Genomic DNA, 23,703 nt, shown 5'->3' on the forward strand with positions numbered 1-23,703 from the left:
GTTCAACGGAGCATCCCGCGCAGCGAAGCAGGTGCTTCGGTCCTGCATAACCGAAAACGCGGCCCAAGGGACCAGAGATTACCGGCTGAGACCCAAGGGGCGGCGGAGGTGGGCTCCGCCGCAGCGATCGATCACAGCGACTTGAGCGGCGCCGTGACCAGCTTCATCGCTTCGGCCTCCCCAGGCTCGAGCCACCGGATGTCGCGCGTCTCGGACATGGCTTCGATGACCTGCGACGACACGCCCATGCGCGTCATGTAGCCGAGGATCGCCCCGGTGACGCGCTGGGTATCGGCGACGGCGTCTTCGCCCTGGGCCGCCGAGGTGAACCGATGCACGCCGAGCGCCGATCCGTCGAGGCCATAGCGGGTCAGTCCGCCGGCGAAGGCGAACACGCAGGCGCTGGCGCAGGAGCCGGGACGGATGCGGCCGGCACCGTCGATCGTGCCCACCGCGGTGGCCAGACCGCGGGCGCGAACAATCTCTCCCATCATCACGCCCTGGTCGAGATTGCCGCCCGGCGAGGACAGGAGAAGAATGTCGCCGGCTTTCAAATGGGACTCGTTGATCTTGTCGCGCAGCCAGCTCGCCGCCGCGGGCCCGATGCGGCCGCTCACCGCGAGCACCGCATGGTCTCCGCCCATCCCGGGGGTCCCGGCATTTGCGAGTAGCGCCGACGACAGGCTCGGCGAGACGTACTGGTCTTTCCAGAACGACCATGCGTCCGGACGCGACAGGTCCCGGTAGGCGCGAATGCCCGTGCCGAGCACGATCGCGACGAAGAAGACCACCGATGCGAGCCGGCGCCATCGGAACGCCGCAGGATAGCCGTCGGTGACCTCCTGCACACGTGGTGGAGGCGCGGCGGCGAAGTTCGTCGTGGTCCGGGGAGCCACGCGGGGGCCGGTCGGTGACTGCCGGAAGCGCGCGCCGTCCTGTTGTCCGTTCTCGGCTGACACGCGATGCACTCCTCCGCGGCGTCGATCAGGACGCGCCGCGAATACCTATACCGGACGAGGGCGCGAGACTATGGCGCGCGAGCGCAGGCTTTCGGGATTTTGCCGCCATCGCTTGGGCCGGCCGATCATGAGATCGGATGTCGGATCAGAGCGACGCTGCGTCGTTAGACTAGCGTGGCGTCGTCAGCGTGGCGTCGCCGCGGCGCGCTTGGCCAGGGCAGCCTTGGCTGCCGCAGCCCTGGCGATCGCCTGCGTGCCGTCCCAGCCGCCGGCGGGCGCCGGGACGTTGATCGCGTCGTCCGGCTGCGGTTCGACCGTGAAGGTCTGGATCGCGAGCCTGGCGGCCGCGAGTGACTGCGCATCGAGCCGCTTGGCAACATCGTCGCGCTTGCGACCGGCGTCGGCATCGCCCTGCGCCGCGGCAAGGCTGAACCACTTGAACGACTCGGCGAGGTTCTGCTCGACCCCGATGCCGCGGGCATAGAGGATGCCGAGGTTGAACTGGCTGTCGGCCACGCCGCGCTCGGCCGCCTTGCGGAACCATTGCGAGGCGCTCTTGTAGTTTGCGCCCTTGCCGCCGCCGTCAGCATCCAGCACGGCCAGATTGTGCATCGCCTTGGCGCTGCCGCGCTCGGCGGCGACGACGTAGTAGCGGCGCGCAATGTCGGCATCCTTTTTCACGCCGAGGCCCTTCTCGTAGAAGGTGCCGAGACGGAAGACGGCGGGAATGAGCCCCGCTTGTGCCGCGCGGTCATACCATTTCGCGGCTTCCTCGAAATTCGCCGCGATGCCCTTGCCCTCGGCAAACCGCAGGCCGACCTCGTAGGCCGCGGTCGGGTCGCCCTTGAGGGCGGCGTTGCGCAGCGCCATCCCGCCGATCGCATCCGGCAGCTTCTCGGCGGCCGGCACCTGCACGAGGCCGAGCCTCTGGCCATTGGCTGCGGTCGGGATCGTGCCTGTGATGTCGGTTGCTGCGGCAACGGCGGCCGGCTTCTCCGTGTCCTGCGGGATCGCGAGCATCGCGATCGTCTCCGCCTCGGTCGGCATCGCCCTGTTGTAGGACTGCCGGTCGATCGGGGTCGGCGAGGTCAGCGACGGCACGCTCTGGTCCGGCGTGGCCGGACGCGGTGACAGGCTCGGTGTGGCCGACGGCATCTGCGCGCGCGGCGCCTCGCCTTGGCTCTCGATCGGCGATGCCGGCGGCGGCGTGCTTCCGGTGTCGAGCAGCGACATCGCGAATTTGAAGGTCCCGAGCACGATCACGACGACGCTGGCGCCGACCAGCAGCGAGCGGATCTTCGATCCGATCGTCGAGACTTCCTCGTCGCCTTCGGCCGTCAGCGCGGCGGTGGGCTTTTCCTTGGCTTTTGCCCTGGGTGCTTCCTTGACGACTTCCTTGGGAGCCTCCTTGACGACATCCTTAGGCTTGTCCTTCGGCTTGTCCTTCTTGGCTTTTTCGACGGCCTTCTTGGCGTCCGCAGGCTGTGCGGCGGCCGCGGCCTGTGCGGCACGGCGAGCGGCGGCAATGAAGCTCGACGTGGAGACCGGTTCGCGCTTGCCGGCCGGAAGCTCGTTGAGGGCATCCTCGGAGGCGGCGATCCGCTCCGCCGGCGAGGCGGTGCGGCCAGGCGGGCGCGTGCCAGGTTCGAGCGGATGATCCGGTGGCAGCTCAGGAACGAGGGCGGCCGGGCGGGCTGCCTGTGCAGTGTGCGGCTCCAGGATGTCGGCGATCGCCTTCATCGGAACCGGGGGGGGCGTCGCGGCCGCAGGCGCTGTCGGCGCGCGGAAGTCACGCGGCGCGGACGCGAAGGCCGGCTGGCTCGCCGCCGGATTGACGATGTGCGCAGCGGGCTGCTCGGCCGCCGGATTGGGCAGTTCGGGACGATAGGGAGGCTCCGCCCTGACCGGTTCGGCATAGGCCTGCGGTGCTGGCGCCCGCGCAGCCGGCATCGGCGGCTCGATCGGCGCGGCGAGCGGCGGCAGCGGAATAGGCTGGCTCGCAGTCGCGCGCACATTGCGCAGATCGCCCTCGATCATGGCCAGGCGGTCGACGACATGACCGAGCGTGTTGTGGACCGTCTCCAGCGAATCCTGGGTGTTGCGATCGGTTTCGGTCTGGCTGAAGCGGATGTCGGACAGCTCGCGCTTGACCATGTCGATCAGGCCGCTGTCCTGCGACGCCTCGCGCTGCGACCGGCTCTCGGCCAGCGCTGCGAAAGTGGCCTGCTGCCGCTCGAGATAGCGCAGGATGTCCTGGAGCCCGTCCTCGACGCGGCTCATGTTGCCGCCACGCGGATCGTTGGCGGCTTCCAGCCGCTCCAGCAGGTAACCGATCCGCTGCTCGAGATGCGTGATGGCGGACGAGCCGTCATTGCCGACCTGCAGCCGGTCGATGCGGTCGGAGAGGCCGCGCAGCGCCTCTTCGATCTGGGCGGTGTTGTCGGGCGCAGGCGCGGGCCGTTCGCGGCTTTCCAGGGTCGTGGTCAGCGCCGCGATCCGCTGTTCGAGCGCAGCAAAGGAATCCTGGAACGACTCGTGGTTGTCGCGCGCCTGCGTGACCTGGTCGACCTTCGACGACAGCTGCCGAAGGTCGTCCGACAGCCGCTCCAGCGCGTCATTCGAGGCGACATTGGCCACGATCGCACGCAGCGCCGCGATGGCGCTCTCGAGTTGCTGGACCGTGCCGGGATCGTCATTGGCGCGCAGGATCAGGTCCAGCTTGGCGCCGAGATTGCGGATGGCCTCGTCATAGCCGGCAAGCTGTTCGGCCGGCTTGAGCGAGCCCACGACCTCGCGGATGTCGGTCAATGCGCGTTCGATGCCGGCCAGCGCCTGGCCGTCTCCGCCGGTGTGCCGGTTCTCGTCGATGCGGCGCGACAGCGAACGGATTTCGTTCTCGATCGATTCGATCGCCCGGCGTGGCATCGCCTCGGTGATGGCGTGGCGAATCTCGGCGAGTTCGTTGCGGAAGCCTGCGATCGACTGATCGATGCCGTTATCGGGCCGATGCAGCGCTTCGATCTGGCTGGTGATCTTCTGCAAGTGGCGTTCGAGCAGCGAAAAATCGGGACTGGGTGCCTGCGGCGGCGGCATCATCAACGGCGTCTCGGCCGGCGCCATGGCCGGCGCAGTCGGCGGCGCCTGATGCGGCGGCAGCGGGCGGGCGTTGTCGAGCTCGCTCTGGCGGGCGCTGATCTCGGCCACGGCCACGTCGAACGACCCGGCGCTGAGCGGCGATGCCGGACGATAGAGCTGCGCGGCAGCGCGCTCGACGCCATCGGGACCATGGTAGCGGTCTTCGGTGGCGGACTTGCGCAGCGGCGTCGAGATCTGGGACAGCCGGGCATCGAGCCGCGAGATGGCGTCGTTGAGCTGGCGTGCCACGCCCTGCTCGTCGCGGGGAGTGTCCTTGCGCGCGCCGGGCCGTGACATCTGTTCGATCTGCCGCGCGATGGAGTCGAGCCGCTGATGGATGTCGCTGACCTCGCGGCTGTCCCGGCCGCCCGGCGGGGCGCTGCGCGGCGTGTGGCTGCTGCGGAAGTCGGGCGCGGCAGATGCGCCGAGCGTGGAGTTGATCCAGTCGTTCAGCGTCATTCCGGCGCGTTGCGCCGCGGCCTCGGCCCTATCGCGGACGGACGGGTCGATGCCTTCATTACTCCACGGTACGCGCGAATTCATGTCTCGTCCGGTTTTGCTTCCAGCGCTCCACCAAGCGCCTCCAGCCTCCCCACGCGTCCCGGACATGAAGATGAACGGAAACCGCGCAGATCGTCTGCTCCAGGTTCCGACTTTTGACTTTTACGGTAAATAACGGGTTAAGTTTACCGCTGGCGCGGTCCAAAGTTTTGCGAAGGATTTTCGAACAGCGCGTATCAGCCGGCGATTTCCCGCGATGGTGGATCCAGCGGCAGCACGCTGCTTGCAGTGGATATGGCCGCGAGCGCTGATATCGCTTCCTCGCACCATTCCGCCACCATCCGCTCGTGACGCAGCCCGAGACGCAGGTTGAGCAGCTTGCCCAGGTCGGCCGGCGCCGCGCTGCCGTCGGGAAAGCGCTTCTTCAGGATGCGGTCGTAGCGGTCGGCGCGGTCGCGATGATGCTCGAGCCGCGCCATCAGGTCGGCGCGCACCGGCGCGATGTCGGCAGCGCCCAGCGCATAGAGGCGGACCAGGAGATCGTCCTTGATCGAGGCCGGCACGCTGGGGCGGGCCGCCCAGTTCCGGAACGCTGTACGCCCCTCGGCCGTTAGCGTGTAGACGAGCTTGTTCGGCTTGCCGGTCTGCACCACCTCGCGACCCTGGATGTAGCCGCGATCGCGCAGCCGCGACAGCTCACGATAGATCTGCTGGTGGTCGGTCTTCCAGAAGAACCCGATCGAGGAGTCGAACGTCTTGGCGAGCTCGTAGCCCGTCATCGGATGTTCAGTGAGGCAGGCGAGGATCGCGTCGCCAAGGGCCATGGCCGGAAACTGCTCCCGTTTTTCTGATCGTGTTCTGCCCCGCTCCACGCTTGACATTATGCACACTGGCGCATATGCGTCAATGTGCATATGGGGTGGTTGTGGTGCTGGCCTATTCCGCCCCGAGGAGACGCCCAATGACAATGACCGGCCTCGATGGATGGTACGGCTATATGAGGTCTCACGATCTCGGCGTGCTGCGGGAGCTGCTGCACCCCGACGCCGTGTTCGAAAGTCCCGTCGTGCATACGCCGCAGCGCGGCCGCGACATCACGTTCAAATATCTCGCGAGTGCTGAGAAAGTCTTAGGCGGTCCCGGATTCAAGTATGTCGGCGAGTGGCGCAACGCCACCGGCGCGGTGCTCGAATTCGAGAACGAGATCGAAGGCATCAAGCTCAACGGCGTCGACATCATCAGCTTCGATGCCGATGGGCGCATCACGCATTTCAAGGTCATGGTCCGCCCGTTGAAGGCGATCAATCTGCTGCACCGCCTGATGGCGGAGCAGTTGGCCGCAATGAGTAAGCCGTCTTGACCAAGCCGTGACCATCAGCCGCACGGCCGCAAAGTAAGTGCTGCCGCAACTCCAGAGAAATCGCTACAGTCCGCGGCCGAAACGGTTGCCGCGTCCGAGACATTTCCCAGTCTGAAACTTCAGCCTTCCTGCCGGAGACTCCGATGCCGATCTACAAAGCCCCCGTGGAAGATGTGACCTTCCTGCTCAACGACGTATTCCAGATCGATCGTTACGACAATCTGCCGGGCTTCTCCGATGCCTCGGCGGATGTCCGCGAGGCGATCATCGGCGAAGCCGCCAAGCTCGCCGAAGAGGTGCTGCAGCCGCTCAATCGCATTGGTGATCTCGAAGGCTGCAAGCGCCATGACGACGGCAGCGTGACCACGCCGAAGGGCTTCAAGGAGGCCTACAAGCAGATCGTCGAGGGCGGCTGGCTCGGCCTGTCGGCGCCGACGGAATATGGCGGGCAGGGCCTGCCGGTGACGCTGAGCCAGACCGTCAACGAATTCCAGTGCTCGGCCAACATGGCGTTCGCGATGTATGGCGGCCTCACCATGGGCGCGACGGCTGCGCTCATCGTGCATGGCAGCGAGGAGCAGAAGAAGACCTACGTGCCGAAGATGGTGGCCGGCGAGTGGACCGGCACCATGAACCTCACCGAGCCGCATTGCGGCACCGATCTCGGCCTGCTCCGCACCAAGGCGGTGCGCCAGGCCGACGGCAGCTTCAAGATCACGGGCACCAAGATCTTCATCTCGGCCGGCGAGCATGATTTGGCCCCCAACATCATCCACCTCGTGCTTGCTCGCATCGAAGGTGCGCCCGCGGGCATCAAGGGCGTGTCGCTGTTCGTGGTGCCCAAATTCATGGTCAATCCGGACGGCTCCGTGGGGACGCGCAACGGCGTCACCTGCGGCTCGATCGAGCATAAGATGGGCATTCACGGCAACTCGACCTGTGTGATGAACTACGACAACGCCACCGGCTGGCTGATCGGCGAAGAGAACAAGGGCATGCAGGGCATGTTCGTGATGATGAACGAGGCCCGGCTCGGCGTCGCCGTGCAGGGGCTCGCGCAGTCAGAGGTGGCCTATCAGAACGCGGTCGCCTATGCGCGCGAGCGCATCCAGGGCCGTTCGCTGACCGGCGCCAAGGCGCCGGACAAGGCGGCCGATCCGATCATCGTGCATCCCGACGTGCGCCGCACGCTGCTGTCGATCCGCGCCTTCAACGAGGCTGCGCGCGCCATGGTGGTGTGGACCTCGCTGAAGAGCGACGTCGCGCATCGCTCGCAGGATCCCAGGGATCGCAAGGCGGCCGACGACCACATGGGCCTGATGACGCCGGTCATGAAGGGCTACATGACCGAGATGGGCTTTGCCAACGCCGTGCAGGCGCAGCAGATGTATGGCGGCCACGGCTACATCGCCGAGCACGGCATGGAGCAATTCGTGCGCGATGCGCGCATCGCGATGATCTATGAGGGCGCCAACGGCATCCAGGCGCTCGACCTGGTCGGCCGCAAGCTGCCGCGTGATGGCGGCCGCGCCGTGATGGCGTTCTTCGCCGAGGTCGGCTCCTTCGCCAAGGAGCATGGCGCCGACGATGCGATGAAGCCGTTCGTCACGCCGCTGTCGACCGCGCTCGGCCACCTGCAGCAGGCCACCACCTGGCTGATGCAGAACGCGATGGCCAAGCCGGACAATGCCGGCGCCGCCGCCACCGACTACATGCATCTCTTTGCGCTGGTCACCTTCGGCTACATGTGGGCGAAGATGGCGAAGGTCGCGCAGGACAAGATTGCGGCCGGTGACAGCTCGACCTATCTCACCACCAAGCTGGTGACTGGCCGCTTCTTCATGGAGCGCGTGCTGCCCGAGACGGTGGCGCATCTCGCCCGCCTGCAGGCCGGCTGCGCGACCGTGATGGAACTGCCGGCGGAAGCCTTCTGATGCCGAGGCGGACGCCGGCGTGCTGCGCGCGCCGGCTTCCGTCGCCACCAACAACAACGAAAACGAATTTGACCAGATGAGGAGGGCGTGATGCCTGAGGCCTTTATCTACGACCACGTGCGTACTCCCCGCGGCCGCGGCAAAGCGGACGGTTCACTGCATGAGGTGACCGCACTCGCGCTCGCCACCGTGCCCTTGAAGGCGCTCAAGGACCGCAACAATCTGCCCGAGGACGTGGTCGATGACGTCGTGCTCGGCGTCGTCGATCCCGTGGGCGAGGCCGGCTCCGACATCGCCCGCTTCGCGGCCTTGAATGCGGGTCTCGGCGAGGCCGTCCCCGGCATCCAGATCAGCCGCTTCTGCGCCTCCGGCCTCGATGCCGTGAACTTCGCCGCCGCGCAAGTCATGAGCGGCCAGCACGACCTCGTGATCGGCGGCGGCGCGGAGTCGATGAGCCGCGTCGGCATCGGCGCTTCCGGCGGCGCGTGGCCGATGGATCCCTCGATGGCGGTGCCGGCCTATTTCATGCCGCAGGGCGTCTCGGCCGACCTGATCGCGACCAAGTATGGCTTCTCGCGCGACGACGTCGACGCCTACGCGGTGCAGAGCCAGCAACGCGCCGCTAAGTCCTGGGAGGAGGGCCGCTTCAACAAGTCGGTCGTGCCGGTCAAGGACATCAACGGCCTGACCATCCTGGCCAAGGACGAGCACATGCGCCCGTCGACGACGATGCAGTCGCTGGCGCAGCTGCAGCCGGCGTTCGTGCAGATGGCGCAGATGGGCGGGTTCGACGCGGTGGCGATCCAGTCGCATCCCGAGATCGAGCGCGTCAACTACGTGCATCATGCCGGCAACTCCTCGGGCATCGTCGACGGCGCCGGTGCGGTGCTGCTCGGCAGCAAGGAGGCTGCTGCGAAGTACGGTCTCAAGGCCCGCGCCAAGATCCGCGCCTTCGCCAATATCGGCTCGGAGCCGGCGATGATGCTGACCGGACCGGTCGACGTCACCGAGAAGCTGTTCGAGCGCTCCGGCATGAAGACCTCGGACATCGATCTGTTCGAGCTCAACGAGGCCTTCGCCTCGGTCGTGCTGCGCTACATGCAGGCGTTCGAGATCGACAAGGACAAGATCAACGTCAATGGCGGCGCGATCGCGCTTGGCCATCCGCTCGGCGCCACCGGCGCGATGATCCTGGGCACCGTGCTCGACGAGCTCGAGCGCACCGGCAAGGCGACCGCGCTGGTCACGCTGTGCATCGGCGGCGGCATGGGCACCGCGACCATCATCGAGCGGGTGTGACCGATACCTGAAAAGTAGGGTGGGCAAAGCGAAGCGAGCCCACCGTCTTCGTCATCGACACCGTCGGTGGGCACGGCGCAAGGGCGCCTTTGCCCGCCCTACGATCGCAAGATTTTTTGCCGCGCCGACCGGCTGCTGGCATCCAGGGAGCACCAAATGGCCTTCAAGAACTTCAAACTCGAAACCGATGCCGACGGCATTGCGCTGATCACCTGGGACATTCCCGGACGTTCGATGAACGTGCTGGACGAGACCTCGGCGATCGAGCTCGAGACCATCGTCAAGGAGACGACGGCGGATGCCGCCGTCAAGGGCGTCGTCATCACCTCGGCCAAGGAGGCGTTCTGCGCCGGCGCTGATCTCTCCATGCTCGAGGGCATGAACCGCACCTATGCCGAGCTGCTGAAGAGCAAGGGTGAGGAAGCCGCCAACCAGATGCTGTTCGACAACAGCCGGCGCTTCTCGCAGATCTACCGGGCGATGGAAACCTCGGGCAAGCCGTGGGTCGCGGCCATCAACGGCCTCGCGCTCGGCGGCGGCTTCGAGCTGACCTTGGCCTGCCATCACCGTGTTGCAGCCGAGAATCCGAAGACGCGCCTCGGCCTGCCCGAGATCAAGGTCGGCCTGTTCCCCGGCGCAGGCGGCACCCAGCGCGTGCCGCGCATCGTGCAGCCGCAGGACGCGATGAACCTGCTGCTGAAGGGCGAGGCGCTCACCCTCGACAAGGCCAAGGCGATGAAGCTGGTCGATGCCATCGTGCCGGCCGCGGACCTGATCAAGGCCGCGAAGGACTGGATCAAGGCCGGCGGCAAGGCCGTCGCGCCGTGGGACGAGAAGGGCTTCAAGCTGCCCGGCGGCCCGGTGTTCTCGAAGAACGGCATGATGATGTTCCCGGCCGGCAACGCCATCTACCGCCGCGAAACCTACGACAACTATCCGGCCGCGCGCGCCATCATGAGCTGCGTGTATGAAGGCCTGCAGCTGCCGATCGATGCTGGCTTACGCGTCGAGTCGCGCTACTTCGCCTACATCCTGCGCTCGAAGGAGGCGGCGGCGATGATCCGCAGCCTGTTCCTGTCGATGCAGGAATTGAACAAGGGCGCGCGCCGTCCGGCTGACGTGCCGCCGAGCAAGCTGAAGAAGATCGCCGTCATCGGCGCCGGCTTCATGGGCGCATCCGTCGGCTACGTCTCGGCGCGCGGCGGGCTCGAGGTCGTGCTGGTCGATCGCGACCAGGAGAGCGCCGACAAGGGCAAGGCGCACGCGCAGAGCGTCATCGACGGCCTGGTCAAGAAGGGCCGTGCCAAGCCGGGCGAGGCCGAGGCGATCATGGGCCGCATCACCGCGACCGCCGATTACAACGCACTGAAGGATTGCGATCTCGTCATCGAGGCCGTGTTCGAGGACCGCAAGGTCAAGGCCGAGACCTACGCCAAGGCGCAGCCGCTCCTCAAGGAGGGCGCGGTCTTCGCCTCAAACACCTCGACCCTGCCGATCACCTCGCTGGCCGAGGAGTTCAAGGACCAGGGCCGCTTCATCGGCATCCACTTCTTCTCGCCGGTCGAGAAGATGATGCTGGTCGAGATCATCATGGGCAAGGCCACGAGCGACGTCGCGCTGGCGACCGCGCTGGATTATGTCCGCACCATCGGCAAGACGCCGATCGTGGTGAACGACTCCCGCGGCTTCTTCGCCAACCGCTGCGTGATGCGCTACATCGCCGAGGGCAACGAGATGTTCCTCGAAGGCGTGCCGCCGGCGATGATCGAGAATGTGGCCAAGATGGCCGGCATGCCGGTCGGCCCGCTGTCGCTGTCGGACGAGGTTGCGCTCGATCTGGGCCTCAAGATCATGAAGGCGACCGAGCATGATCTCGGGCCGAACGCGATCAACCAGGACCACAAGAAGCTGATGGTCGAGCTGGTCGAGAAGCAGGGCCGCTTCGGCCGCAAGAACGCCAAGGGCTTCTACGACTATCCCGAGAAGGGCAAGGGTCAGAAGAGCCTGTGGCCTGATCTTGCCAAGCTGCAATCCAAGCATCTCGATCCCGATACGCTTGACGTCGAGGAGCTGAAGCAGCGCTTCCTGGTGGTGCAGGCGGTGGAAGCCGCGCGCACCGTCGAGGATCACGTCATCACCGACGTGCGCGAGGCCGATGTCGGCTCGATCTTGGGGTTCGGCTTCGCGCCGTTCACCGGCGGCACGCTGTCCTACATCGACTTCATGGGCACGAAGAAATTCGTCGAGCTGTGCCACAAGTACACGGCGAAGTACGGCTCGCGCTTCGCCCCGCCGAAGCTGCTGGAGGAAATGGCCGCCAAGGGCGAGACCTTCTACGGCCGCTTCCCGCCGAAGAAGGCCGCGGCTTGAGCGGTTCGGTTCTGCGAGCTCCCGAAACGCTCTGGCGTAATCGGGGGCTCGCCCTGGACCTCGCGGACACCGCTACCCTATGAGTCGTCTTTTCCGGCCCTTGGCGCTATATTGAGGTCATGGCCGATACATTCGACATATCCAAGCTGACGAAAAGCGAACGGCTCGCTCTCATAGGCGAGCTGTGGGACAGCTTGGCGCCCGAAGACGTGAGTCTGACGCCGGCTCAGGAGGCAGAGCTTGCGCGCCGCATGGCGACCTTCGAGACTGACGCGCGCGGAGCTATGTCTTGGGACGAGATCGAGGCCGAGCTCGACAAGCGGTGACGTTGGATGCCGCGGGTCTTCTTCACGGCCGCCGCGCGTAGCGATCTCGAAGACGACTTGGCCTGGTATGAAGCGCAAGCGCCCGAGATCGTCCCGCGATTTCGTGAAGCGTTGCGAGTTGCGGTCTCAAGGCTGGGTGAGAATCCCAAGCAGTTTCCTTCATCGTCCCATAGGACGCGGCGGGCGCCGCTTCGGCATTTCCCCTATCTGCTCATTTTCAGAGAAACCCGCGCGGCGGTGTATGTCGTTGCCGTTTTCCACACGAGCCGCGATCCAAAGGTCTGGCAAAACCGAACATCGTGAAGGTGCCGTTTCGAGCGGTGCGGTTTAAGCACACTGTCGTCCCGGGCAAGCTCGGCAACGGGCCAGCGTTGCCGAGCGCCGACCCGGGACCATACGCCGCAGCGGTCGTTTGTTGCGCCGAAAGGCATCACGACCGTCTCGCGTCACAACTGCTCCCTGTGGGTATGGATCCCCGCTTTCGCGGGGACGATACCGAGAGCGTCGAGGCGGCGTGCGCAAAATCTCTGGCTAAAGCGAAGCGAAGTCCCTCACCCCGCCTTCATCAGCCCTTCCTTGGTCAGCGCCTCCTGAACCTTCGGCCGCGCGGCGACGCGGTTCTTGTAGGCGACGAGGTTCGGCATCGCGGACAGATCGAACTTCATCCGCTCCGCCCAGCTCAGCATGGTGAACAGGTAGCCATCGGCGACGGAGAACTGGCTGCCCATGAGGTAGTCGCGCCCGGCCAGCTGGCCGTCGACATATTTGAACTTGGCCATCACCCGGTCCTTGAAGAAGGCCTTGGCCTCGTCGGCCAGGACGGGTGAGAACATCGGGCTGAAATTCTTGTGCAGCTCGGACGTGATGAAGTTCAGCCATTCCAGGAGCTTGTAGCGTTCGCCGCTGTCGCGCGGCGGGGCCAGGCTCTTGTCCGCGGCGTGGTCGGCGATCATCTGGACGATGACCGGCCCCTCGGTCACGATTTCGCCGCTCGGCAGCCCCAGCGCCGGCACCTGGCCCTTCGGATTGACCTTGAGATAATCGTCGCCATTTTCCAGGGTCTTGGCGCGAAGATCGACCTTGACGAGATCGTAGGGCAGGCCTGCCTCGAGCAGGGCGATGTGGGGCGAGAGCGAGCAGGCGCCGGGTGAATAATAAAGCTTCATCTTGTATTCCCTCCGTGAGACCGTTTTTTCCGTGGAACCGATCGGGGCGTCACACCCGCCCTTAAATGCACTTGCATGGAATAGTCAAGATTGATGCAGCTGCATCGAATGCTGTAGAACGAGGACCTCTAGGATACGAGCCGGCCCATGAAACGCAAACCATCGACCGAGGCGACCGCCGCCTGGATCCGCCTGATGCGGGTCCAGAGCCGGGTGCTGGACGGCGTCGAGCAGGAGCTGAAGAAGGCCGGTTTTCCGCCGCTCGCCTGGTATGATGCGCTTCTGGAGCTGTCCCGGGCGCCGTCGGGCGAGCTGCGACCGGTCGAGCTCGAGCGGCAGATGCTGATCCCGCAATATTCCACCTCCCGACTGATCGATCGTCTCGTCGACGAAGGTCTGGTTGTCCGGCGCGAATGCAAGATGGACAAGCGGGGCCAGTTCGTGGAGATCACCGAGTCCGGGCGCGAGCTGCAGAAACGGATGTGGTCGGCCTATTCGGCCGCGATCGAGAAGCATGTCGGCTGCAAGCTGTCGGATGCCGACGCCGCCAAGCTGTGCCTGCTGCTCGACCGGCTCGGCTGCTCCTGCGGTCAGGCCGCGCAATTGTCTGCCGGAGAAGGCGCGTCGACCCGATGAAGCATCTGTTCCCATTCACATCCGCGGCCTGTTCGGGTCCGCGGCCATTCCTGTCATCACGCGCGACCCTCGAAGCGCTTCTGAACCGAGACTCCCATGGCGCGTGACCAGATCGATATGACCCCGCTGCAGTCGCGCGACGAGCTCGTGGCGTGGCTCGCGGCCGGCGTGAAGCCGCCGTCCGCCTTCCGGATCGGCACCGAGCACGAGAAGACGCCGTTCACGCTCGACGGCCACCGCCCCGTGCCTTACGAGGGCGCGCGCGGCATCGGCGCGCTGCTCGAAGGCATGAAGCTGCTGCTCGGCTGGGAGCCGATCATGGAGCGCGGCAACATCATCGGGCTCTATGACGTGACCGGTGGCGGCGCCATTTCGCTGGAGCCGGGTGGCCAGTTCGAGCTGTCCGGCGCGCCGGTGGAGACCGTGCACCAGACGCAGGGCGAGCTGATGGCGCATCTGGCGCAGGTGCGCGAGATCGCGGCCCCGCTGGGCATCGGCTTCCTTGGTCTCGGCATGACGCCGTCCTGGACGCGCGCCGAAATTCCGGTGATGCCCAAGGGCCGCTACAAGATCATGAGAAGCTACATGCCGAAGGTCGGTCGCTACGGCCTCGACATGATGTTCCGGACCTGCACGGTGCAGACCAATCTCGACTTCTCCTCGGAAGCCGACATGGTCAAGAAGCTCCGGGTGTCGGTGGCGCTGCAGCCGATCGCCACCGCATTGTTCGCCAATTCGCCGTTCACCGAGGGCAAGCCGAACGGATATCTCTCGTTCCGCTCCGAGATCTGGCGCGACACCGACAACCAGCGCTCCGGCATGATCCCCTGGGCGTTCGAGGACGGCATGAGCTTCGAGCGCTGGGTCGATTACGCGCTCGACGTTCCCATGTATTTCGTCAAGCGCGACGAGACCTATATCGACGTCTCCGGGACCTCGTTCCGCGACTTCTTCGAGGGCAGGAATCCGGCGATGCCGGGCGAGCGCCCGACGCTGTCGGACTGGGCCAATCATCTCTCGACGGCGTTTCCTGAGGTCCGCCTGAAGCGCTATCTGGAGATGCGCGGCGCCGACGGCGTGCCGTGGGGCCGGCTGCCGGCGCTGCCGGCGTTCTGGGTCGGTCTGCTCTATGACGACACCAGCCTCGACGCGGCCTGGGACCTGGTCAAGCACTGGAATGCCGGCGAGCGCCAGGATCTGCGGGACGACGTGCCACGGCTGGGATTCAAGGCCAAGATCCGCGGCCGCTACGTGTTCGAGGTCGCCAAGGAATGCCTGACCCTGGCGCATCTCGGTCTGCGCCGGCGGGGCCGCATCGACCATCTCGGCCGCGACGAAAGCCGCTATCTCGAGCCGCTCGACCAGATCATCGATTGCGGCCGTTCGCCGGCCGAAGAAATGCTCGAGAAGTTCAACGGCCCGTGGCACGGCTCGGTCGAGCCGGCCTACGACGAATATGCGTTCTGAGCCGCAACGGCGGGCCTGAACAGGCCCGTTTCGAGCCGAGCCTGCACGCGCCGCAGGTTCGGCCAACCGTTGCGCCGGTTGCCGCCGAATGCGCGGGAGCCCGGCCGGCGAACTTATTTTGTTTCGGTTTGTGTCGATTGCCACTGGAGAGCCTGCGTCGTCGCTTTGCCGCAGGTCACGAGCCCTTCGGGTCGCGTTCATCCGCCATACAGGTTCGTGGCGATCAAATGACCGCCCAAAAGCACGCAAGAAAACTCGAACATTAACAATGGGTCGGATCTTTCAGCGGCGGCGCGCGGGGCGCTTCATCGGGGCAGGGCTGTGGGCATTGGCGTGCCTGCTCGCGGCTGCGCGTCTGGCGCCGGCCGATGCGCAAACCTATTCCGACCGCCCCGGCGGCGACTACATGAGCGCGCCGATCGCCTCTGGCGATCCGGCCGATTGCGCGCTGCTGTGCGAGCACGACCGGCGCTGCCGGGCCTGGAGCTTCAACTATCCGACCGTGATGGAGGCGGGTGCGGTCTGCTGGCTGAAGAACAGCGTGCCGGCGCGCGTGCCCGACAATTGCTGCGTCTCCGGCGTGCGCGGCGCCGGCGTCGTCGAGATACGCAACGACGCGGTCGAAACCTCGATCGACCGTCCCGGCGGCGACTATCGCAGCTTCGATATCAAGACCACCGATCTCAAGGCCAACGACAAGGCTGAGAAGGTTGCCGACAAGGGCGGAGACAAGACCGGCGACAAGAGCAGCGACAAGGCGGCGGACAAGAATGCCGAGAAGTCCGCCGACGCCGAGGATATCTGCAAGGCCGCCTGCACCGGCGACAACAAATGCCGCGCCTGGACCTTCGCCCGCGCCGGCTATGCCGGCAAGGAGGCGCACTGCTTCCTGAAGAAGGAGATCAAGCCGCCGCGCCGCCGCGCCGGTTTTACGTCGGGCGTGGTGCGGTAATCCTTCTTATCCTGCTGAACGGGCGACGACGATCGAGTAGAATGCGCTCTCGTACAAAAAGGAGCTGGCGGCTTGCAACTAGTGCTAAAGCCGAGATAACTTTCTGTTACGGAAATTCAAAAATAGCCGTAACGGGGCAGTGATCGGAACCGCGTTGCTCCGGCGAATGAAAGCACGACTTCAAAGCTCCGATCGTCTTGCGATCGACGAGGATATAATCTAACCGCCAGCCGACGTTTCTTTCCCGCACGCCCTTTATGGGGCTCCACCAAGTATAGTGTCCTTCCTCCCCACAGAAGAAACGAAATCCATCGACAAATCTGTTCTTCAACAAATCATCGAGCCATTGCCGCTCCTGAGGAAGGAAACCTGCGTTCTTTCGGTTAGAAGAAAAGTTTGCTACGTCCCGTTCATCGTGCGCCACGTTGAGGTCGCCGACGATAACAATCGGCTTTCCGCGTTCGGCTCTAGAGAGAATAAATTCGTTCAGTTTCCTTAAGAAATGCATTTTAAAGTCGAGCCGGGTGAGTGCTCTGTGACTATGTGGCGCATACACATTGATCAGTTCGAACTGATCTAGCTCTATTGAAAGTACGCGACCTTCACGGTCAATGTCTGAGTCCCCAATTCCTTTGCTGATTGAGAGTGGAGTTATACTTGTAGAGACTAACGAGACGACGCCACTATAGCCGGGTCGATCTGCCTCAAACCAATACGCATTGTACCCAGGAAACCAAAGGTTCCCTAACAAATCTTGCTCCGTCTTTACTTCCTGCAGACAAACCACGTCGCTTCCGTGCGCGGAGAGCCACTTATCCAACCCGGATCGTACGCCGGACCGAAGTCCGTTGATGTTCCAAGTTGATATCTGGAGTTTCATAAATTTCGTCAACCAGGATCTTTATGGATAGTACGTAAAGGCATTTCTTCGATTAGTTGCCTAGAAAATGCTGCGGCGGTGCACGCCGCATAGTTTTGCCATGTATCGTTCTTCCCGTCATTCGCGTAGTCGCATATGCCGCGAACAACCATATAACCTTTCCCATGTTCCCACGTGGCGTCCGCTATTCCCGACGCCTCCATCTCAATTGCCAGAATATGGAATTTGTCCTGTAGCGCGTCTCTGAACGCTGCCCGTTTTAGGACGGTATTTGCACTTCCAATTGGGCCCATATGTAACTTTGGCCTGCCGGCTGATCGCTCTTTGTCTCTCGGCCGCTTTATTATTCTACTCAGGTCTTGCCACGGAGAGTCGTTGAGGTGATCCTTGCGCGGCCGAATGACGCTAAGCTTCGAAAGTATCTCATCAAGATAACGCCAATACGTCGGCGCAGAATTCATTAGGTCAATTCGAGTATTGAGCAGATTGACCCAATCCGGTGAGGGTGGGCGAGGAGGAAATGCATACTGTCGTTTTCCCGTTTTGTCTTTAATCATATCGTATTGAATGACGCCGAACTCATCGGCTACGACTACGTCGCCCAATCTAACATCCTCTTGAGGCTTTTTCGGATTAGGAACGCCTGCCGCTATTCCAACCATAAAGATTTCTTCAACTGTTCCGTACTCCTGTAACAATTGAGTTGCTCTGATTGCCGCCTTGTTATTTCCTTTTCCTGCAAGAGCTAAAACTACATGGTGAAGGCCTCCGCCATGAGCGGCTATCGTTCCGTGCACCAGATTTCTGTATCCATTTGCCGTCCTGGATACCGCCGGGGTCGCGTCACCCAAGATGGCCTCAACGGCCCTAAACTCCTTCGAGAGGGCTGTTATTATGCCAATTCGTGGAGTTCGCACGGGCTCCATTTTTCGCTTCCTATCTTTCATTGAGGCCGCTTCCAGGGCATCCCAGAACAGCTTGCAGCAGAAAGCTGGTTCAAGCAGCGTGCTAATAGGAAAAAATCTAATTCTTGAGCTGTCGTGCCGTCGCTGAAGGAGGTCGCAAATGTACCCGTCTCGATATTCACTCGGCATGTAGACAAACATTTTGTCTGATTCTGGCTTGCTGACATTGCAGAGTTCCAATGCTTCGACTGACACGCCAGGTGTTACAGCGAGCATTGCAATATGATCAACGCTCTTTAATTGCTCAAGAACGAGTGTATCGTCGAACGCTCCTTGTGGCTTCGACTTAGGAAGAACAATCGCACCGTGCGTTTCAAGCAGTTCGCGCAAAACGCTCGTCACCTCTTGAATTTGCGGATGACTCGGAGAGTAGCCCACCCAGATCTTTAGATCCGCCAGGGCTTGTTCCGGATTGAGGCCGCCCAAATTATTCTTGAATTGCTGCAGTAGGTCGGCGGTCGCAGCTGCCCATCTTTCCTTCATTGGCCAATCAGCGCGTTAATAGGTTCAAATATTCAGTGCCCGATTTAGTAATCATCCAACGGCCCTGCTCATCTGTGGCGGCGAAGCCCATCGTATTTAGAGCGTCTGTTGTGTCTGCTAGAGATACACCGAATTCGGCTAAGCGGTCATCGTCCAACTGATGTATCTCAATGGCTTTGCCATCGGCCAGTTTGCTAAGTATTGCTCGGGCCCCCAAGCCGCCGAGCGACTTGAGAAATCCGCTATACCAACCTTCATCGATATCAAGCGATTGGTTCAGCAGACGCTCGCCGCGGTCTGTAAGGGCCTCGTTCAAAATATCAGATTCCAGGAGCCATACGCGCTTAGCCTTGGCTGCGTCTGCATGCTTCTCTTGCAGTTGGGTATATCTATTGCCAAATACTGAGTATTGGATTTCTTTTTCCTCGGTGCTGGCGTGAACATCTACCGCTCGCTCGGCTATCACATCGAGCGTTCTGAGATATTCGGGCCATGCCCGGCGACCTTTCTGCGACCACTTCTTTAAACTCCAGCCTATCGCCTTATTGCGATTTGTGCGTTGGTCTCGAGGAAGGTTATAAAGTACCGCAAAAGCATTGCCGCTCTGCTTGAACATCTTCGAGCAGATGTCGCGATGAAATGGATCGAGAAGAGCGCGCATTTCCCCGGTAACATGTATGCAGCGTCCCGGAGTTCCTTCTGTAACGAGCTTCAATAGCAAATCGTTTGTTGCGCGATGAACTCGTGCGTTCTGCTCTATATTTGCGTCTGCAAAGGCCAGCCACTTAATCCTGTCTATCTTTATGTTTCCGAGGCCGGCCTGCTCAAGCGTCTTTGAAAGGGAGCGACGGAGTTCCTTTGTAGACATCTAAGCTACCCCGGCTTCATGGTGGCGGTCCATGTCGTCCCATTGAAGCTTGGTTTTCCAGACGTGTTCGTCTTGCCCCGGCTTAAATGAAAAACAAGTAGGCACGAGGTCCCCGTACTTTCGGTGTCGGCTTCGGTTAGTGCAAGGGGTGCTGCGATTTAAGTCATGGCCTGCAATCTCATTGCCTGGTGACCTGTCCCACTCGATTTTGCGGTCATAGTAGCGAGCCACGCCATAGCCGGTGCAGATCAAGTTCGAACACACTCGAATGGTGCCGTTTGGGTGTACCATGACCCGCTCACCCAGTTTCACTGGACAGTATCCATAAAACTCGGGATTTCTCGCAAATTCGGTTTTCGTCACAAAGCACTGCGGCAGCCGAACAGAAATCCCGAATTGATTGGATCGAATCTTGGCTGAAATCTCATTGTAAACTGGCAGCCAGTCGGCGGGTTCCGGCGCGAAATTGCCGGTCCAGGTATCCATCGGTATTCCGACCTTAAAAAGATCGTGGAAGTTGATTTGGTGGACGCCCAGGGCTTCAGCGAAACGGACCATTGTCTCCAGGCGCAGAATTCCCTCAGCGTCGCGTTGCAGGAACAGCTTCTGAACGCAGCAGGTGATGGTTACTCGATAACCGAGCGAAATCGCGTGGCGCATTGCATCGACTGCGCGAAGGAAAGTCTCTTTGCCTCTAAGTGGATCATTAGTTTCAGGCGAATAGCCATCGAGACTAAATGCGATCTCATCGAGTTTGCGAAAGTCTAACTCAGGAAGGAAGCGCTTGGTCTTCTGTCCATTGGTATCAAGCCGCACATACTCGTAGCCGAGCGATCTAGTGCCCCTGATCAGATCCAACAGCGGTTGTCCCCCTTGGCTGTGGCCGTAGATAGTTGGCTCGCCGCCAAGGAAGGTTACTTTGGAGGCTCCCATGTCCCGAAAGGTCGAGAGAAGGTCTAGCGCTGCACCGAGTTCAATCTCTTCGTTGATGAAATGAGAGATGCTTGGCTTGTATATACATTGTTCACACTCAAGGTTGCAGCGATCGGTGATGTACATGAAAACTTGATGCAACCTATTGAAATGGTTGCGAAACTCAGGATCTGTGTGGAAAGAGCCTCGCATTAATCCTCCGAACGAATCATATATATGCCGCGCTACATTTGGTGTTCAATTTGCATATGTCCACCACATGTTGCGTTTCTGTCTTGATTTTAGCACAACCTCTGATAGGGGTGTATTCGAAGTGGAAAGCTCAATTTAGCCTGCGCCACCTTCGAGCCGCTATGCAGAATAGGCTCGACCTAATTCTGGACCGCCTACGATCGGAATCGATAATTGCGTTAGTGATCGACGAAGTAAACTGCTTCGGAGGGTCCCATGACTCGGCTGCTGCCCCGACGCCTTCAAGAGCGCCGGCAGCTTGATGTCCGCCTTGAGAGGCGTGGGGCGATGTGGCCACGTCTGAGGCGTCGCCCCCCTTGGGTCGTCGAGGATCCAGCCCCGGCCCTTCACCGCACGGCGGTGAAGAAACGATCCATCCGGAAGCCCGACAGCCAGGCCCAGACCGGCTGGTTCTTGAAGCCGAGATCCCAGGAGCCGACCACCGCGTCGGCGCGGCCGACCAGATTGTCGATCGGCAGCAGGCCGACGCCGCCGTCGCGCAGGGAGACGCGGCTGTCGGCGGAATTATCGCGGTTGTCGCCCAGCACGAAAAGCTTGCCGGCCGGCACCTGCACCTCCGGCGTGTTGTCGAGCCGGCCATTGTCGCGCATCTTGAAGATCAGATGCGACACCCCGTTCGGCAGCGTCTCGACGTAGCGATAGGCCGGCTCGTTGCGGCCGGTGTCGTCCTCGGCATCGCCGATGCCGTCCGGCTTGAGCGCAGCCGCCTGGCCGTTGATGTAGAGCTGCCCCTGGCGCATCTGGATGCGGTCACCGGGCAGGCCGACGACGCGCTTGACCCAGGCCTGCGAGGTGTCGCCCGGCCAGCGGAACACGACGACATCGCCGCGCTTCGGCGTTTCGCCGAACAGCCGTCCCGTCTCGGGCAGCGTAATCTGCATCGGCAATGACGACGTGCCGTAGCCATAGGGGAATTTCGATGCCAGCAACGCGTCGCCGATCAGCAGCGTCGGCTCCATCGAGCCCGACGGCACGTAAAACGGCTCGGCGATCGCGCCCTTGGCGACGAACACCACCATCACAACGGCGGCGAGCTGCGCGAGCTGCCCGCCCCAACTGCCTTCCTTGCGCACGGCCTTCGTGCTGATCTTGTCCGCGGACATCTTGTCGAGGCTCATCGGCCGGTCCCTCCGACCGTAATCTGATCCATACGCAGCGTCGGCTGGCCGACGCCGACCGGCACGCCCTGGCCGTTCTTGCCACAGGTGCCGATGCCGGTGTCGAGCGAGAGGTCGTTGCCGATCATGCTGATGCGGTTGAGGTCGGTCGGCCCGTTGCCGATCAGCATCGCGCCCTTGACCGGCGCGCCGACCTTGCCGTTTTCGATCCGGTAGGCCTCGGTGCACTGGAACACGTATTTGCCCGAGGTGATGTCGACCTGGCCGCCGCCGAAATTGACGGCGTAGATGCCGTTCTTCACCGAGGCGATGATCTCGGCCGGGTCGCGCTCGCCGGCCAGCATGTAGGTGTTGGTCATGCGGGGCATCGGCACATGGGCGTAGCCCTGGCGGCGGCCGTTGCCGGTGGGCGCCATGTTCATCAGCCGCGCGTTCTGGCGGTCCTGCATGTAGCCTGTCAGGATGCCGTCCTCGATCAGCACGGTGCGGCTGGTCGGCGTGCCCTCGTCGTCGATCGACAGCGAGCCGCGGCGTGACGACATGGTGCCGTCATCGACCACGGTGACGCCCTTGGCTGCGACGGGCTTGCCGAGCAGCCCTGCGAAGGCCGAGGTCTTCTTGCGGTTGAAGTCGCCTTCCAGGCCGTGGCCGACCGCTTCGTGCAGCATCACGCCTGGCCAGCCGGCCCCCAACACCACGTCCATCTCGCCGGCGGGGGCGGGGACGGATTCCAGATTGACCAGCGCTTCGCGCAGCGCGCCGTCGGCCGCCTCGCGCCATGCCTTGGTCTCGATGAAGCGCGCATAGGGCTCGCGCCCTCCATAGCCCTTGCTGCCGCTCTCCTGGCGGTCGCCCTGGCCGGCGACCACGGAAACGTTGACGCGCACCAGCGGGCGGATGTCGCGATAGCTCTCGCCGTCGGGCCGCAGGATTTCCACCACCTGCCAGGTCGCGCCCAGGCTCACCGTCACCTGGCGAATGCGCGGATCCTTGTCGCGCAGATAGGCGTCGATCTCGCCGAGCAGCTTGACCTTGCTCTCGAAGCCCGGCGCATCGAGCGGATTGTCGTCGCCATAGAGGCGGACATTGGTGTGCGGCGGGGGGCTTGCGAACGTGCCGGAATAGCCGCCCCTGACAGCGCTGACCGCATCGGCCGCGCGCATCAAGGCGGGCAGCGACACGTCGGAGGAATGCGCATAGCCGACCGCGTCGTCCTTCACGGCGCGCAGGCCGAATCCCTGGCTCGTATCGTAGGTCGCCTGCTTGAGCCGGCCGTTGTCGAAGGTCAGCGCCTCGGTCTGGCTGTATTCGAAGAACAGTTCGCCGTCGTCGGCGCCGGCCAGGCCGCGCGCGACCTCGCTCTGGACGGCGTCACGATCCAGATTGGCGCGTTCGAGCAGGGAAGTGGTGGCGGGAGTCGTCATGGGTCAATCCGTTGTCGGAGCGTTCATTCCAAGATAGTTGTTTTGACGTCGGGGCGCGAGGGGCAGGATGATTACCGAACGGACATGGTTGAGATCGTTCCCATCACGCTCGATCAGATCGAGAGCTTTCACCGCACGCTGGACTTCGTCGCGCGCGAACGACGTTATCTGTCCTTCATGCAGGCGCCACCGCTGGAGTCCACGTGCGCCTTCATCCTGAACAATATTCAGGAGGGATATCCGCAATTCGTGGCCCTCTCGGGTGGCGATGTGGTCGGCTGGTGCGATGTGACGCCCAAATCTGGGCCGATCGATGCCCGAATCGGGGTGCTCGGCATGGGTCTTTTGCCGCATTTCCGCCGCCAGGGCATCGGAACGCGGCTGATGGCCGCAGCGCTCGAGGCTGCACGACGGGCGGGCTTCTCGCGCGTCGAGCTCACGGTCTATCGCGGCAATACGAACGCGATCAGGCTGTACCAGAAGGCCGGATTCCTGCTCAAGGCGGTGCAACCGCGCGAGGCCGGCAATGACGGCTTCGACAGAACGCTGCTGGTGATGGCCCTGGCGCTCGACGGGGCCCGCTGAGGCGCGATTCCGTCCGTCGTGGCCTTGCCCAGGCGATTCCGCGCCCATGACCGTGCCTGATTACCGGCAGCGTGATCCAACCTCAGATTG

Annotated in this window: 20 protein-coding genes; 10 read left to right on the forward strand and 10 right to left on the reverse strand. The window is 62.9% G+C overall.

All coding sequences use genetic code 11. The annotated features are described in order from the left end of the window. Window positions 1-131: 131 nt before the first annotated feature. The 3 genes from LQG66_RS27425 to LQG66_RS27435 all read right to left on the reverse strand — a co-directional run bounded on the left by LQG66_RS27425 (window position 132) and on the right by LQG66_RS27435 (window position 5,419). Window positions 132-959, reverse strand: coding sequence for a COG3904 family protein (locus tag LQG66_RS27425; protein ID WP_231318761.1), 828 nt, complete (start codon window positions 957-959; stop codon window positions 132-134). Window positions 960-1,142: 183 nt separating this feature from the next. After that, complete coding sequence (locus LQG66_RS27430) at window positions 1,143-4,637, reverse strand: tetratricopeptide repeat protein (protein WP_231318762.1); 3,495 nt, start codon at window positions 4,635-4,637, stop codon at window positions 1,143-1,145. Window positions 4,638-4,831: 194 nt separating this feature from the next. After that, on the reverse strand, window positions 4,832-5,419 hold the full coding sequence (locus tag LQG66_RS27435; protein ID WP_231318763.1) for a PadR family transcriptional regulator: 588 nt from the start codon (window positions 5,417-5,419) through the stop codon (window positions 4,832-4,834). A 137-nt stretch (window positions 5,420-5,556) separates the two neighbouring features. Between LQG66_RS27435 and LQG66_RS27440 the strand changes: the two genes are divergently transcribed. The 6 genes from LQG66_RS27440 (at window position 5,557) to LQG66_RS27465 (ending at window position 12,187) form a co-directional block, all read left to right on the forward strand. After that, window positions 5,557-5,955: a nuclear transport factor 2 family protein gene (locus tag LQG66_RS27440; protein WP_231318765.1), complete on the forward strand. Its 399-nt coding sequence runs from the start codon at window positions 5,557-5,559 to the stop codon at window positions 5,953-5,955. Window positions 5,956-6,098: 143 nt separating this feature from the next. Next, window positions 6,099-7,889, forward strand: a complete 1,791-nt coding sequence (locus tag LQG66_RS27445; RefSeq protein ID WP_231318767.1) for an acyl-CoA dehydrogenase C-terminal domain-containing protein — start codon at window positions 6,099-6,101, stop codon at window positions 7,887-7,889. 90 nt (window positions 7,890-7,979) lie between these two features. Continuing rightward, complete coding sequence (locus LQG66_RS27450) at window positions 7,980-9,188, forward strand: acetyl-CoA C-acetyltransferase (RefSeq protein ID WP_231318768.1); 1,209 nt, start codon at window positions 7,980-7,982, stop codon at window positions 9,186-9,188. Between the two features lie 156 nt (window positions 9,189-9,344). Then, on the forward strand, window positions 9,345-11,558 hold the full coding sequence (locus tag LQG66_RS27455) for a 3-hydroxyacyl-CoA dehydrogenase NAD-binding domain-containing protein (RefSeq protein WP_231318769.1): 2,214 nt from the start codon (window positions 9,345-9,347) through the stop codon (window positions 11,556-11,558). A 119-nt stretch (window positions 11,559-11,677) separates the two neighbouring features. Continuing rightward, window positions 11,678-11,884, forward strand: coding sequence for an addiction module protein (locus LQG66_RS27460; RefSeq protein WP_231318770.1), 207 nt, complete (start codon window positions 11,678-11,680; stop codon window positions 11,882-11,884). Between the two features lie 6 nt (window positions 11,885-11,890). Continuing rightward, window positions 11,891-12,187: a type II toxin-antitoxin system RelE/ParE family toxin gene (locus tag LQG66_RS27465; RefSeq protein ID WP_231318772.1), complete on the forward strand. Its 297-nt coding sequence runs from the start codon at window positions 11,891-11,893 to the stop codon at window positions 12,185-12,187. 248 nt (window positions 12,188-12,435) lie between these two features. On the opposite strand, the gene gstA is transcribed toward LQG66_RS27465, so the two are convergent. Beyond that, window positions 12,436-13,050, reverse strand: a complete 615-nt coding sequence (gene gstA / locus LQG66_RS27470) for a glutathione transferase GstA (protein WP_231318773.1) — start codon at window positions 13,048-13,050, stop codon at window positions 12,436-12,438. Window positions 13,051-13,197: 147 nt separating this feature from the next. Between gstA and LQG66_RS27475 the strand changes: the two genes are divergently transcribed. From LQG66_RS27475 to LQG66_RS27485, 3 genes are all read left to right on the forward strand, one after another. Beyond that, window positions 13,198-13,686 (forward strand): MarR family winged helix-turn-helix transcriptional regulator, encoded by a 489-nt coding sequence (locus tag LQG66_RS27475; RefSeq protein WP_231318774.1) that lies wholly within the window; start codon window positions 13,198-13,200, stop codon window positions 13,684-13,686. 96 nt (window positions 13,687-13,782) lie between these two features. Further along, window positions 13,783-15,153, forward strand: a complete 1,371-nt coding sequence (locus LQG66_RS27480; protein WP_231318775.1) for a glutamate--cysteine ligase — start codon at window positions 13,783-13,785, stop codon at window positions 15,151-15,153. A gap of 268 nt (window positions 15,154-15,421) precedes the next feature. Continuing rightward, on the forward strand, window positions 15,422-16,105 hold the full coding sequence (locus LQG66_RS27485; protein ID WP_231318778.1) for a PAN domain-containing protein: 684 nt from the start codon (window positions 15,422-15,424) through the stop codon (window positions 16,103-16,105). Between the two features lie 106 nt (window positions 16,106-16,211). On the opposite strand, the gene LQG66_RS27490 is transcribed toward LQG66_RS27485, so the two are convergent. The 6 genes from LQG66_RS27490 to tldD form a co-directional block, all read right to left on the reverse strand. After that, entirely contained in the window at window positions 16,212-16,985 is a 774-nt protein-coding gene (locus LQG66_RS27490; protein ID WP_256460586.1) for an exodeoxyribonuclease III, read from the reverse strand. An 8-nt stretch (window positions 16,986-16,993) separates the two neighbouring features. Beyond that, on the reverse strand, window positions 16,994-18,433 hold the full coding sequence (locus tag LQG66_RS27495; protein ID WP_231318781.1) for a 5'-methylthioadenosine/S-adenosylhomocysteine nucleosidase: 1,440 nt from the start codon (window positions 18,431-18,433) through the stop codon (window positions 16,994-16,996). Between the two features lie 7 nt (window positions 18,434-18,440). Then, complete coding sequence (locus tag LQG66_RS27500) at window positions 18,441-19,301, reverse strand: hypothetical protein (RefSeq protein ID WP_231318782.1); 861 nt, start codon at window positions 19,299-19,301, stop codon at window positions 18,441-18,443. Continuing rightward, window positions 19,302-20,360 carry a radical SAM protein gene (locus LQG66_RS27505; protein WP_231318783.1) on the reverse strand — a complete coding sequence of 353 codons (1,059 nt, stop codon included), beginning with the start codon at window positions 20,358-20,360 and terminating at the stop codon, window positions 19,302-19,304. It lies immediately after the preceding gene. Between the two features lie 452 nt (window positions 20,361-20,812). Then, a complete protein-coding gene (gene lepB, locus LQG66_RS27510; RefSeq protein ID WP_425601254.1) occupies window positions 20,813-21,604 on the reverse strand; it encodes a signal peptidase I in 792 nt (263 codons plus the stop codon). Continuing rightward, complete coding sequence (gene tldD / locus LQG66_RS27515; protein WP_231318785.1) at window positions 21,601-23,028, reverse strand: metalloprotease TldD; 1,428 nt, start codon at window positions 23,026-23,028, stop codon at window positions 21,601-21,603. Before tldD ends, lepB begins: the two co-directional genes overlap by 4 nt. An 84-nt stretch (window positions 23,029-23,112) precedes the next feature. Between tldD and LQG66_RS27520 the strand changes: the two genes are divergently transcribed. Beyond that, complete coding sequence (locus LQG66_RS27520) at window positions 23,113-23,613, forward strand: GNAT family N-acetyltransferase (protein ID WP_231318787.1); 501 nt, start codon at window positions 23,113-23,115, stop codon at window positions 23,611-23,613. Window positions 23,614-23,703 lie beyond the last annotated feature (90 nt).

The sequence above is a fragment of the Bradyrhizobium ontarionense genome, assembly GCF_021088345.1.
GTDB lineage: Bacteria > Pseudomonadota > Alphaproteobacteria > Rhizobiales > Xanthobacteraceae > Bradyrhizobium > Bradyrhizobium ontarionense.

What these genes read in the sequence shown, in the direction of transcription:
- LQG66_RS27480 (WP_231318775.1), top strand. Translation starts at nt 13,783, where the DNA reads ATGGCGCGTGACCAGATCGATATGACCCCGCTGCAGTCGCGCGACGAG.
- LQG66_RS27460 (WP_231318770.1), top strand. Translation starts at nt 11,678, where the DNA reads ATGGCCGATACATTCGACATATCCAAGCTGACGAAAAGCGAACGGCTC.
- LQG66_RS27450 (WP_231318768.1), top strand. Translation starts at nt 7,980, where the DNA reads ATGCCTGAGGCCTTTATCTACGACCACGTGCGTACTCCCCGCGGCCGC.
- gstA (WP_231318773.1), bottom strand. Translation starts at nt 13,050, where the DNA reads ATGAAGCTTTATTATTCACCCGGCGCCTGCTCGCTCTCGCCCCACATC.
- LQG66_RS27520 (WP_231318787.1), top strand. Translation starts at nt 23,113, where the DNA reads ATGGTTGAGATCGTTCCCATCACGCTCGATCAGATCGAGAGCTTTCAC.
- tldD (WP_231318785.1), bottom strand. Translation starts at nt 23,028, where the DNA reads ATGACGACTCCCGCCACCACTTCCCTGCTCGAACGCGCCAATCTGGAT.
- LQG66_RS27435 (WP_231318763.1), bottom strand. Translation starts at nt 5,419, where the DNA reads ATGGCCCTTGGCGACGCGATCCTCGCCTGCCTCACTGAACATCCGATG.
- LQG66_RS27490 (WP_256460586.1), bottom strand. Translation starts at nt 16,985, where the DNA reads ATGAAACTCCAGATATCAACTTGGAACATCAACGGACTTCGGTCCGGC.
- LQG66_RS27475 (WP_231318774.1), top strand. Translation starts at nt 13,198, where the DNA reads ATGAAACGCAAACCATCGACCGAGGCGACCGCCGCCTGGATCCGCCTG.
- LQG66_RS27465 (WP_231318772.1), top strand. Translation starts at nt 11,891, where the DNA reads ATGCCGCGGGTCTTCTTCACGGCCGCCGCGCGTAGCGATCTCGAAGAC.
- LQG66_RS27500 (WP_231318782.1), bottom strand. Translation starts at nt 19,301, where the DNA reads ATGTCTACAAAGGAACTCCGTCGCTCCCTTTCAAAGACGCTTGAGCAG.
- LQG66_RS27505 (WP_231318783.1), bottom strand. Translation starts at nt 20,360, where the DNA reads ATGTACATCACCGATCGCTGCAACCTTGAGTGTGAACAATGTATATAC.
- LQG66_RS27440 (WP_231318765.1), top strand. Translation starts at nt 5,557, where the DNA reads ATGACAATGACCGGCCTCGATGGATGGTACGGCTATATGAGGTCTCAC.
- LQG66_RS27455 (WP_231318769.1), top strand. Translation starts at nt 9,345, where the DNA reads ATGGCCTTCAAGAACTTCAAACTCGAAACCGATGCCGACGGCATTGCG.
- LQG66_RS27485 (WP_231318778.1), top strand. Translation starts at nt 15,422, where the DNA reads ATGGGTCGGATCTTTCAGCGGCGGCGCGCGGGGCGCTTCATCGGGGCA.
- LQG66_RS27445 (WP_231318767.1), top strand. Translation starts at nt 6,099, where the DNA reads ATGCCGATCTACAAAGCCCCCGTGGAAGATGTGACCTTCCTGCTCAAC.
- lepB (WP_425601254.1), bottom strand. Translation starts at nt 21,604, where the DNA reads ATGAGCCTCGACAAGATGTCCGCGGACAAGATCAGCACGAAGGCCGTG.
- LQG66_RS27495 (WP_231318781.1), bottom strand. Translation starts at nt 18,433, where the DNA reads ATGAAGGAAAGATGGGCAGCTGCGACCGCCGACCTACTGCAGCAATTC.
- LQG66_RS27430 (WP_231318762.1), bottom strand. Translation starts at nt 4,637, where the DNA reads ATGAATTCGCGCGTACCGTGGAGTAATGAAGGCATCGACCCGTCCGTC.